The organism is Aquimarina spinulae (genome assembly GCF_943373825.1).
In the GTDB taxonomy this organism is placed as follows: Bacteria; Bacteroidota; Bacteroidia; order Flavobacteriales; family Flavobacteriaceae; genus Aquimarina; species Aquimarina spinulae.
Window position 1 is genome coordinate 3,638,194 of sequence record NZ_CALSBP010000002.1, and the last position, 12,370, is coordinate 3,650,563.

Genomic DNA, 12,370 nt, shown 5'->3' on the forward strand with positions numbered 1-12,370 from the left:
AATTCTTAGTAGTTATAAATAAAGTAATCTTACAATTAAATAAAACAATAGAAGCGGCAACTGCCGCTTCTAACCCTAAGTAAATATGATAATTTAAACACATTACTAATTTAATTTTTAAAAATTTCCGTTAACTCCTATCCTCATTTTTTTAATGACTTCTTCATAGTAGAGGATTGTCCAGATAATTTTTTCTGTATCGGCATACGGAACTAATTCTTCGATAGTTTCTTTAGTAACTTCTAAATTTTTTTGCGTAGACTCTTTGTTATTTCTAAGAATTTTTAGATGTCGTGAATCTTCTTTGATGCCAATATCACTTAATCTTACACCAGGTTCATTAGTAAGTGATAGAAATGGGAGTATGGTCATGATCTCCTCGACCCGATCTTGATATAGTTTTACGAGTTGACCTTTCTTTAAGGCTTGTAGATCACTAATTGTGTGAAATTTATTGGTCTGACTCCTTTGTGTAAAGAATATGGCTTCACTTGCTTGTTGTGCATAAATTGTACTTATTGCAAGAAAGAAGATTAAGCTTGTTAATAATTTTGACATAATGTTTGTAATATACATTTGATTTTGATTGATTTTGTACAGTAAAATCAGAGCAAACTATTTTATTATTGCATCACCATATAATTATTTAATGATTTTTTTAACTGAAACTTAGGTACAATAGAGCTTTTGGGGTCATTAAATAAATCATTTACACCAACAAAGCTTTCGGTAAATCTATTGTATTTTAAAATATCTAAGGCTCCGTTAATTGCTGCATTACTTGTGGTTATACCTTTACCATGAATATTAAAAAAACTATTATCCATCATAAATGCTTTTTGTATTACTGCCAAAGATGTATATGATTTATCAAACTTAACAACATCAGAGAAACCAGATATTTTAGAGTTGTGTATGTATGTTATTGCCGAATTAGATGTAGAAATAGCTGCAGTGGTATGCTGGTAATTGGTTTTATCAGACAAGTTAACAAGAGTTGCGTTAGCAATAGTAACATCTGTTATAGCATCTGGTTTGATGTAACCAAGTTCTGTATTGTATCCATCTATTTCGATAGCATATGATCCCTGGGGACTGTTAATGTATGGATGTCTTATAGCAAGAACATTCTTAATTGTCCCTCTAAAACCTTCAGAAATGTGGTAATCATCATCTTGTGCTTTAAGAGAAACCAGATTCTGAATGTTATTTTTTCCTCCGTGAATATTATAAGAATCCTGACCCGAATAACTTACCATGATATCTTTTACAATAGAAGAAGTTCCTAAGCCATATAGAGATAATCCATTAGATCCATTGTTTCCAGAAAATTCGATTCTTACAAATCGTAGTATTGTCGTTTCTTCATTTATGTTATTTCCTCCATAAACAGAATACTGAGGGTTGAAATCACCTTCAAGTATACCGCTACCCGAAACTGTATTTACTTTTCCAGACCCGGCAATAATTATACCTCCCCAATCTCCACTGTTTCGAGATTTAGGAGCTTTGCTGGATGTAAAAACGATAGGATAAGCTTTGGATCCTGCTGCAATCAATTTTGCACCTTTTGAAATTATAAGGTTTGCAGGATTTTCATGATCACATCGTATAATTGTTCCTTCTTGAATAGTTAAAGATGCACCATTCGTTACATATACATCACCAGACATCGAATACACAATATCATTTCTTAAATAAGTATGATCCATTATAATATTAGGCAGTTTCTCTTCAGCTTCTGGATAGTCAGTTTTATTTGGTGTAAAATTTGTCCATCCCTTGACCCATCTGTCATTATTTTCATTAAAATCTTGTGCAATAGCTAGATTAGAAATTAGTAGTAGGATAAAAGCTGTTAATAGAGAACATCTTTTTTTCATAATAGTTTATTTTGGGGTTAAACTTTATTTGGAAGAAATTTCTCTCTCCCAATTTTGGGACTACTAAGATATAAGAGTTTTAACAAAAGTGGTTACGTGTTTACCGTAGACTTTGTACGTTAGTCGTTATTTTAACTTAAATTAATAAAATATTATGAGTAAAATTCCTACATAATTATTTTATACTTTCTTGATAATCAAAAAATTAACGAATGTTTACTGGATTTTTGTAAACATTAAACAACTTTATTTAGTGAATTCATTTTTTGTTAAAAAAGGGGCGTTTCCCCCTGTTTTAGAGTGCTATTTGTAAGTGATTTTTCTATTAAAATTTTATTTAAAAACAAAAAAAGACGATATATTACATACAATGAATATGGTTTGTAAGTAAAAAGTATTTTGAAAACCTATTTATAAAAAAAATCAGCTTATTAATTGATTATAAGCTGATTTGGTTTATGTGGAGAGAAATATCTACTAATATACTGGACTAAAAATTTCCATTAGCGCCTATTCTAACTTTTTTAATTACTTCTTCAAAATATAAAATACCCCAAATAATCTTTTCTGTATCTGCATAAGGAATAAATTCTGAAATTAAGTTTTTATTACTTTCAGTCATGTCTGTAGTCATCGTATGGTGTTTGTTCAGCGATTTTAAATGATCAGAACTTTCTTTAATACCAATGTCAGACAATTTAACACCAGCTTCATTGGTAAGAGCTAAATAAGGTAGAACAGTTATTATCTCATTAATACGATCTGTGTACAATTTAACAAGTTCACCTTTTTTAAGGTCTTCCAATTCATCTATAGTGTGAAACTTTTTGGTTAATGCCTTTTGCTCAAAAAAAACATTCTTTCTTGTTTGAGCATAATTAAGGTTGATGATAAAAAATACAAAGAAAGCGATACTAAATAATTTCATTATTGTGATGATTTTAAGTGCATATATTCAAATTTACTGCATTACAGTATAATTTTTCGAATCCTTTAGTGTAAATATTGGTTTTTTTTCATCAAATGGATCAGTAAATAGATCGGCAGCACTTTTAAAATGATTTGTATACATATTATACTTCAACAATTGATCAGTATTTATGGTAGAGCTATATTGTGTCACGACTGATTTACTGTGTACGTTAAAAACACTATTTTCTAAGGAGAAATACTTTTGAAGATCAGAATATGATTTGTAGGTTTTATCAAATTTTACAACATTAGCAAAACCAGATATACGCATGTTGGTAAGATTGAGTTTAGCTAAATTCTTAGACGAAATTGCAGCAGTAGTATGTTGGTAATTGTTTTGATCGGATAGGTTTACTAAAGTTGCATTTTTGATACGTATGTTTGATAATGCTTCTAGATCGATAAATCCTTCTTTTTTGTCATACCCATCTGCTTCGATAACATAAGAACCACTAATATCACTAATATAAGGATGTCTAATTGCAAGAATATTACTTAATTCTCCATTATATCCTAATGTAAAATCATAATCATCATCTTTTGCTTTGTAAGAGATTAGGTTAGACATGTTCACGTTACCTCCAAAACATTCGAAAGAATCATCTGCCGAATAACTGATCATAACATTGTTTATGATCGAATTACTTCCTAGTGCATAAAGGGATAATCCATTTAACTCTTTGGATTGATTGATTTTTTTTCCTGCATATTCAATTCGAACATACGACATCATGGTTGTTAATTCATTTTCTTGTGTTCCTCCGTACGAAGAATATTGAGGTAGAAAATTCCCTTCTATAGTTTTAGATCCGGCAGGCGAATTAATTATACCGGATCCGGCAATTATGATACCACCCCAATCTCCGGCTTTTCTGGATTTTTGGGCATTATTTGACGTAAATACAATTGGAAACCCTTTTGTACCTCTTGCAATTAATTTAGAACCTTTGGTTATTACCAGGCTTGCTTCATTTTCGACATCACATCTAATTATGGTTCCTTCTTGTATTGTTAGAGTAGCATTATTAATTACATAAACATTTCCAGACATTAGATACGTCACATCATTTTTTAAATAAGAGTTACTATCAATAATATTAGGAAGTACCTCTTCGGGATCTGGGTACTCTCTTTGATTAGGGTCAAAATTTGTCCATCCTTTAATCCATTGCATTTGATTGTCATTAATTTCTGTTTGTGAGAATGATAAAAAGGAAAGGGAATAAAAAAGAATTATGGAAATACTCTTCAATTTCATAGCTAGGGGGATTTAGTTTTGTAGTAAAATTATAACTATATACATACTTATATTGTAGGTATAAGATTACTAAATTGTTAACGTATCTTTAACAGGTGTATTGCATCCAAGATTATGTTTTTATCAGTGAAACTCTATTTTGAAAAGTTGCATAGCAATGTATTCAAAATAAATAGTTGAACTAATCCTGTTGTTTCAGCTGGACCTTAGGTTTAATACCTTGTTTTAAGATAATAATTTAATCTTTGAGAATATCCGGATCTTGTTTTTCTGGTAAATCCAATTCATATTGATGCTCGTATACGGTATTGCTTCTAATTGTGGATTGCAAATATATTTTCTGCACCAATACGCTGGGCCGTTAGATCAAAATCAAAATAAGCCCTGTATTTAACAACACTAGTATCTTTTGGAAAGACTAGTTGTTGTAAATCATAGTGATTATGCCCTTTGGAAAGAGGTTATCGAATCCATAGTAGTAGACAAAGAGTTTATAGGGGAACAATGACTAGAGTATCTTAATCGTAATAAGATCAGGTATTATATTCGTATCAAAAACAACTTCAAAGTATTCATTCCTCATAAGAACAAAGAGATAAAGTCCAGTCATCTGTTCAATCAACATAAAACTAATGAGTTTATTTATTACCTCAAGATCGCCTATATCAACAGACAACTTTGCTATCTCTCGGAATGTAAACTTGGTAATAACACAGGAGGACTTGTCGTAAACCCGTTACAAGGTTGTCCTGTTTTTTTGATTATTCAAAGAATCAGGATAATATAGTGTCAATAGTATTATAGTTTTACACAAATGCTAGAAAGGGGGTGTACGACAAATTTCCTTTTTAAAGGAAAATTTACAATGTTGCGCATACAATTGTTTATCTATCCTACCTCAATCCTCCCAAAGGGAGGAGGATAAGCTTTCCTTCGGGTCTGGGAGATAGATAAATAAGGTAGGTTTTTTGTTCACTCTAGTATTTGTACTTGCTTTATAATAGAAAATCTATTACATCTTTGAAATACTGCAAATATTACCGTTTCCCTATATTTTTCAATTTCACCATAATGATGCTATACAAAAATTAAAAAAACATCAGCATTTATGGTATTTCAACTTGTTTGATGCAATAGGAAACTATTTAAAAATCAACGAATTGTATTAATGAATTGAATCCTATTGAATAATCCGGGGTATAAATAATTTTTTAAAACAAACTTAATTTCACACAATCATGAACACAAAAAGAATCAGGTCATTTAAAACTCTCGTACTGGGCACAGTTTTACTTTTCGCTTCTTGCCAAAAAGAGAGCGTAGAAGAAGATGTAACTGATGAGGTAACAACATCTAACGGAAAATTGATTGAAAAATATTTTGATGGAGATTTAGTTACTGTCAAAGACATGGGTAACGGAGAATACCTTTACCATGATGACATCATTCTTTCTGAAGAACATGTGTCGGACACTCCTCAAATTGCTAATCAAAAATTAACATTACTAGATCCTGTTAGAAAATGGCCAAACAACACTGTTGTTTTTGCCCTAAGTAGTAACTTAAGTCTTAAGTTACGTACTAATATACTATTGGCGATGAAAAGATGGAGTAGAAAAACGAATATAAAGTTTAAAAAAAGAACCAATGAGTTGTTCGGTTATGTAACTTTTACACAATCTTCGGATGTATGCTCAACTTGTGGCGAGGCATCTATTGGGTTCAATTTAGGTGGAGGAATTATTAAATTAGGTCATAATGTAGGTGCCAACCTTGTTACTCATGAAATAGGTCATACGCTTGGTTTTCTTCATGAACAAGCAAGGCCAGAAAGAGACAACTATATTGTTATTAAATGGGAAAATATACAGAGTGGTAAAGAAGATCAATTCGAGATTAAGAATTCAAGAAGATTAACTAGGGCATTTGACATTAATAGTATAATGATGTATCATCAATATGCTTTTTCTAAAAATGGTAAACCAACAATTACGTTACTTAATGGTGAAGGCTATACCGGAGCTCAGAGAACTATATCTCCGTTAGACATTATAGGCACTAATTTAGAATATCCTAAAAGATAATTCTATATTTTGATGGAAAATCTCTATACACATATAAATCTGTGATGTAAAAACCAATTGGATCATCGTATCCAATAAAATATTATTTTTGAGTATAAGAGGGTACTTGAGAAATCAGGTACACTCTTTTCTATTACATTTATTAATTCTTTGTTTTTGTAGAGTCTTTTTTCTTTTTCTTACCTAAAAATCCTCCTAAGATATTTTTTGCAGTATTTTTTAGTGTTTCTTCAGTATTGTTATTCGTTTTAGAAGAATCAGTTTGTTTTTTAGAATTTCCTAATAGGTCTGTTAATACTTTTCCACCTTTACCGATAAGTTCTCCTTTCACTTTTTCTTTCTGTTTGTCTACTATTTGTTGCGTAAGTTGCTTTATGGCTAGATCAGTATTTAGGCTAACCTTTGGGTTTTTAAAATTACCAGAAAGCCCAATTGGTAGTCCAACAGTCATAGTATTTGCTTCCTTTTGATCAAGTTGCGAGATCAGGTTTCCAACCTCACTGCCTAGATATTTGGCAGGTACATCTAGTTTGATATTATAATTCATATTTTGCTCAAAACTATGACTTCCACCAGCAGTAACCTTTATCCCCTGAACATCAAACTCAAAAGGTTTTACATTAATTTTTCCATCATCAAAACTCAGATTAGTTTTAATGTCTTTTAGATTTAATTGATCAATTTCTACAAAATTAAGCTGGTTATCTAAGGTAGATAAAAATGGAGTCTTAGTTGTAGATACTTGGGCATTAAGAATTTCGGCAAGTGCTTTCCCTTTTAATGAAGTTAAAACAGGAATAAGATTTTCGTTAAGTTTACCATTTAGGTTAATTTTGGTAGTCAGGTCACCTGTGAGCGCTTTCGCTATAGGAGCTAAACCTTTTATTAATTCTAAATTATTAAAAGATTTTACGATATCTATTTTACTTAAGTCGAGAGCCATATCAAAAGTAGGAACTTTAGACTTAGTAGATACGTTACCATTAAGAGCCATTCCTCCATCAAAAATATTAGAAGTTACGTTTTCTAAGTATGCAGTTTCATCTTTTATCTTTACTGTTCCTTTTGTATTCTGTAATTCTAAGTTATCGTAGAAAACTTTTTTGGTATCAAAGTTTAGTGTAGCATCCAGAAAAGAGGGAATTCTCATAGTTTCATCTTCTGTTGTACTAGCGACCTCTTCTTCGGTTTCTTGTTCACTTACCATAAAATCATCTACAGCAAACACATTAGAGTTTACATTAAAATCTCCTTTTAGGTCTTGTTTTGCAAATAAGAATCCCATTAGGTTTTGTATGGTACCTGTGGCAGCAAGATCTGATCTTCCGGTGGTGGCCTGCATCTTATCTAATGAAATGATTTCTGGTGTAAAACTTACATTGGCGTTTTCAATTTTTATTTCATTAGGCGTATCAGAAGAAGCATAAGTAAATTGAGAAATACTGGCAGTACCAGAGCTTTTTACATTCTGATATTGTTCCTTTTCTAAAGATTGCATGTCAAAATTAGTTTTGACATCTGCATTAACAATTCCATTTATTTTTTCTTCCAATTGTAACGGATATGCCTGATTTAGATTAGCCAGGTTTAATGTGCCTTTCAGCATCATATCTACGATCATGTTTTTAGTAAGATTTCGTAAACTACCTTTGGCGGCAAAAGAATCCTGATCTATTTTGAAAGTTAGATTATCGATATTTATGTATGTATCATCCACCAACCCGGTTTCATTCTTGATCTGAGTATCGATATTTATGTTTTTAACGCCTTTAGGCAAGTCAGGGTATTTAAAAGAAGCATTACTTGAGGCGATCTTGATATCCATTTTAGGGATATAAGTATCATCAGATTTACCTTTAATAATTCCGTTAATAGAAAAGTCTCCACTAGTTTGTATTCCATCCAGGTTTTTGACATAAGTTTCGGGAATAACGGCAAGGAAATTCTTAAAATCAGACGAAGGAGTTTTAAAACTGAGATCTATATCTGTATATTTTTCGAATAACTGAACATACCCTGCAAATTCGAGAGGTAATCGATTAACCTGAGCCTTATTTTCTTTGAAAGAATAACGCTGATTCTCAAGATCTAATTCTATTTGGGCATCAAGTTGTAATTTGTTTTTGTTTAGATATTTGGTACCATCGAGATTTAATGAGGCTTCAGTATTCGTTTTAGTATCTAAGATTATTTTTTCTCCAGAGATCGATCCATCACCACTATGATTAAGATCTGTCATCGCCAATATGGTTTTACTTATATCATCTTTAAATAGAATTTTACTATCGTTTATTTCATAATGATCTAAAGCAAAGGTAAAAGCACCACTTTCTTCTTCCGGTTGAGTTTCTACAACATCTTCCTGTTTTTTAACGATATCAACATTAGAATTTCCTAATGAATCAGTTTTGATTGCAATATTGGCTTCATCGATTACTATTTTTTGAACACTAATAGGTTCTGAAGCATTTTTAAATAACTCTTTAATAGACATATCCAGGGCTATTTTTTTAGAATATGCCAGGGTATCTCCTTCAAAAGGAGCATAATTAATAATCGAAAATTCATCAATAACCACAGATGCTTGTGGGAAACTTCTGATAAGACTAATGTCCAAATTTGCAAAGTCTACTTTTGCATGCACATGCTCATTCACCAGGTAACGCACTTTATCCTGGATAGTTCCCTTAAACAAAAAAGGAATTGAGATAATACCTATGATAAATAGTAATAAAAAAATACCAAGAATTTTGAGGACTTTTTTCATGATAAAATAGCTTTGAGATAAAGAAACGATTTACAAAGATACAATGTTACTTTTTTTAAGTTAACTATTTGTTAGATTTTAAATTTCCAGAGCTAATTCACCACCTTGTTTTAGTTTAAATCGTTTTCTTATAACATACACACATAGGTATAAAATAGGAGTGTCTAGTGCAGCGACCAATATTTTAAACAAAAAACCATTAAGTAATAATATTCCAAAGCGATCCCAATCTATAATACCAGCAGAACATAATAACAAAAGAACTGTTAGGGTGTCTATAAATTGAGAAGAAAAAGTAGAAAAATTATTTCGTAACCAAAGATGTTTCCCTTTTGTAACACGTTTCCAGAAATGAAAAACCTGGATATCAATATATTGTGCAAAAAGATAAGCCATCATTGATGCAAATACGGCGATTACTGTAGCACCAAAAACCTGATTAAATATATCGTCATCTATAGGAGACCAAACTGTTGCAGGTACCGAAGCTGATGCATATACAATGAGTAATGAAAAAAAGGATGCAAAAATACCGGCCGTAACAATTTGATTCGCTTTTCTCTTGCCAAATATTTCACTAATAATATCGGTTATCAAAAAAGTGATAGGATATGGTAGGATTCCTACAGAAATTTCAAAAGTATATATTCCGAAAAAATCCCAATAAAAGAATTTTTGAAAAATAAGATTAGATACTACTAATGATGATATGAAAAGTGCGCCAAGTATCAGGTATATTCGATAGGCTACGCGTTTGTTTTTTAAATTCAGAGGAGTTTCTGTCAAAATAAAATAATAGTTTACTTAAAAATAAGGCGAAGTGATTTTGTTTTGTTTAATTTGTTCTAAAAATAAGGAGTTCTGATCAGAATATAAAAAATCCAATCTTGAAAACATCCCGTCTGTTACATATTTCGTTAGGAAGTAATATAGGAAATCGTATGGATTTTCTACAAAATGCTGTTAATGATATATATGAATCGATAGGGGATTTGGTTTCGATTTCTGGGGTGTATCAAACTCCAGCCTGGGGATTTAGTAGTGATGATTTTTATAATGCTTGTATTGCGGTACGTACTTTTCTTTCTGAAAATGAGGTGTTAACAATGCTATTAGAAATTGAAAATTCTCTGGGTAGAAATAGAACAGATGGTAAAGGGTATGAGGCAAGAACGATTGATCTGGATATTATTTTTTCTTCTGAAGGAGATATAGAAACCAAAGACTTGATAGTTCCTCATCCTGCAATGCAGGATCGAAAATTTGTATTAGAGCCGCTAGCAGAGATTGCAGGAGGTATGGTGCATCCAAAATTGAAGCAAACCGTAAAGCAATTGTTAGATAGTACTTCAGATGATTCAAAAGTTACTTTGCTTGGTGAGAAAATAGTTAACCCAAAAGAAAAGTATGCCTTGTCCCGCTTTCAATTCCTAACTGTCGAAGGAAATATTGGAGCTGGTAAGACAAGTTTGGCACAGCTTATAGCTCAAGAGTTTAATGCAAAACTTATTTTGGAACGTTTTGCAGATAATCCTTTTTTACCAAAATTTTATGAGGATATGGAGCGTTATGCTTTTCCTCTCGAAATGTCTTTTCTGGCAGATCGTTATCAGCGTTTGCAGGATGATATTGCTCAATTTGATTTGTTTAAAGATTTTGTAGTTAGTGATTATGATGTATTTAAATCATTGATTTTTGCTAAGGTTACCTTACAATCAGAAGAATTTATGCTGTACAAAAAAGTATTTGACTTGATGTATAGAAATTTGACTAAACCCGGACTATATGTGTATTTATATCAAGATACAGAACGTCTTTTAGAAAATATCAAAAAAAGAGGAAGGGATTATGAGCAAAAAATCCCTGCAGATTATCTGGATAAGATCAATAAGGGGTATTTGCAATTTATAAAATCACAACCAGAATTTAATGTAAGGATAATAGATGTATCTAAACGGGATTTTATAGCAAACCGATCTGATTACATTTCGATTATCGAAGAGATCTCAAAATAATATTATCCTGCTTGATTTAGCTCTTTTGCTACTTTCTGCACTTCATCAAGAACACGTAACAGATTCCCACTCCATAACTTTTCGATTTGTTCTTCGGTATATCCCCGTTTTACCAATTCTAGAGTTACATTAAATGTTTCTGAAGCATCGCTCCAACCTTCAATTCCACCGCCTCCATCAAAATCAGAGCTAATCCCTACATGATCAATGCCAATTTTATTAACCATATAATCAATATGATTTACAAAATCTACTACATCCACAGCAGGAGGAAGATCATCCATTTTCTTTACTTTTTCCCTTCGAATCGTTAGCATTTTCATGTAAAAATCATAGTACTTTTCTTTTTCTTCGGTGCCGAGCTTAGTTATTTCTTTACGATCTATCCAGGTTACTCCCATAGAATCGGCAATCTGCTTGGCTATTTCTACTTCTTTTTCATTTCGTTTTTCAAACTTCTCTGTATTTAGGTAGGAGGTAAAAGCTACGGTTTGAACCACCCCACCATTTTCTTTTAACCATTGCAATTGTTCATCATCAAGATTCCTACTATGATCACATAATGCTCTTGCAGAAGAGTGAGAAGCAATGATCGGAGCTTTGGTAAGTTTGATCATTTGTCGCATAGATTCTTTAGAAGGGTGAGAAACATCTATCATAATCCCTGTTTTATTCATTTCTGCAATAACTTCTTTCCCTAGATCGCTTAAGCCATTATGCAACCAAATACCATCTGCTTCGCCAGTATTAGAATCACAAAGCTGACTATGCCCATTATGAGAAAGTGACATATATCTGGCACCAAGGTCATGAAACTTCTTTACATTACTAATATCCGTTCCTACGGGATATCCATTTTCGATACCAATCATAGCTACTTTCTTTCCTTTTTTATGAATACGACGAACATCATCAGATGTTAAGGCTAATTCAATTTGATCCGGTGCAATTTCTTCTGCTAGTTTATGAATAGCCTTAAATTTTGACATTGCAATTTCATATGCTTTTTCATAACCTTTGGTGGTTAGAGAGTCTTGTCCTGTATAAACAATAAACCAGGCAACATCTAATCCGCCCTTTTTCATTTTTGGCAAAGTGATTTGTGAACTAAGATCTTGAGTGTAATTGATAGAGTCTGTAAAGTTTTTTACATTAATATCACAGTGAGTATCCAGAGTAATGACTTTATTATGAATTTCTTTTGCTTTGGCGATAAGTTGATCCTCTGTAACGGTTGGTTGATCTTCTGTAGAAGTATCTTTTTTCATATTTTCTTGTTTGCATGAAATAAGTAAGAGTACAATAGCAGCAAAAATTGAAAAGTTTTTCATAATTAGATGTGATTATGTGTTTTATAGTGTCATAAACTTACAAAACAAATTCCAGATGAT

The 12,370-nt window shown here is 31.7% G+C and carries 9 protein-coding genes; 2 read left to right on the forward strand and 7 right to left on the reverse strand.

Annotated elements, in window-relative coordinates:
- Window positions 1-117: 117 nt before the first annotated feature.
- The 4 genes from NNH57_RS21080 to NNH57_RS21095 all read right to left on the reverse strand — a co-directional run bounded on the left by NNH57_RS21080 (window position 118) and on the right by NNH57_RS21095 (window position 4,113).
- Window positions 118-558: a hypothetical protein gene (locus NNH57_RS21080; protein WP_132065783.1), complete on the reverse strand. Its 441-nt coding sequence runs from the start codon at window positions 556-558 to the stop codon at window positions 118-120.
- A 65-nt stretch (window positions 559-623) separates the two neighbouring features.
- A complete protein-coding gene (locus tag NNH57_RS21085) occupies window positions 624-1,883 on the reverse strand; it encodes a hypothetical protein (RefSeq protein ID WP_074409625.1) in 1,260 nt (419 codons plus the stop codon).
- Window positions 1,884-2,373: 490 nt separating this feature from the next.
- Window positions 2,374-2,811 carry a hypothetical protein gene (locus NNH57_RS21090; protein ID WP_074409624.1) on the reverse strand — a complete coding sequence of 146 codons (438 nt, stop codon included), beginning with the start codon at window positions 2,809-2,811 and terminating at the stop codon, window positions 2,374-2,376.
- Window positions 2,812-2,844: 33 nt separating this feature from the next.
- Window positions 2,845-4,113, reverse strand: a complete 1,269-nt coding sequence (locus NNH57_RS21095) for a hypothetical protein (RefSeq protein WP_132065785.1) — start codon at window positions 4,111-4,113, stop codon at window positions 2,845-2,847.
- Between the two features lie 1,238 nt (window positions 4,114-5,351).
- Here NNH57_RS21095 and NNH57_RS21100 point away from each other — a divergent pair.
- Window positions 5,352-6,197, forward strand: coding sequence for a M12 family metallopeptidase (locus NNH57_RS21100; protein WP_108807891.1), 846 nt, complete (start codon window positions 5,352-5,354; stop codon window positions 6,195-6,197).
- 142 nt (window positions 6,198-6,339) lie between these two features.
- On the opposite strand, the gene NNH57_RS21105 is transcribed toward NNH57_RS21100, so the two are convergent.
- Window positions 6,340-8,964 carry an AsmA-like C-terminal region-containing protein gene (locus NNH57_RS21105; RefSeq protein WP_108807890.1) on the reverse strand — a complete coding sequence of 875 codons (2,625 nt, stop codon included), beginning with the start codon at window positions 8,962-8,964 and terminating at the stop codon, window positions 6,340-6,342.
- A gap of 78 nt (window positions 8,965-9,042) precedes the next feature.
- Entirely contained in the window at window positions 9,043-9,750 is a 708-nt protein-coding gene (locus tag NNH57_RS21110; protein WP_373419405.1) for a queuosine precursor transporter, read from the reverse strand.
- Between the two features lie 101 nt (window positions 9,751-9,851).
- Between NNH57_RS21110 and folK the strand changes: the two genes are divergently transcribed.
- Window positions 9,852-10,979: a 2-amino-4-hydroxy-6-hydroxymethyldihydropteridine diphosphokinase gene (gene folK / locus NNH57_RS21115; RefSeq protein ID WP_074409620.1), complete on the forward strand. Its 1,128-nt coding sequence runs from the start codon at window positions 9,852-9,854 to the stop codon at window positions 10,977-10,979.
- Between the two features lie 2 nt (window positions 10,980-10,981).
- Here folK and NNH57_RS21120 read toward each other — a convergent pair whose 3' ends face one another.
- On the reverse strand, window positions 10,982-12,310 hold the full coding sequence (locus tag NNH57_RS21120) for a dipeptidase (protein WP_108807889.1): 1,329 nt from the start codon (window positions 12,308-12,310) through the stop codon (window positions 10,982-10,984).
- Between the last annotated feature and the right edge of the window lie 60 nt (window positions 12,311-12,370).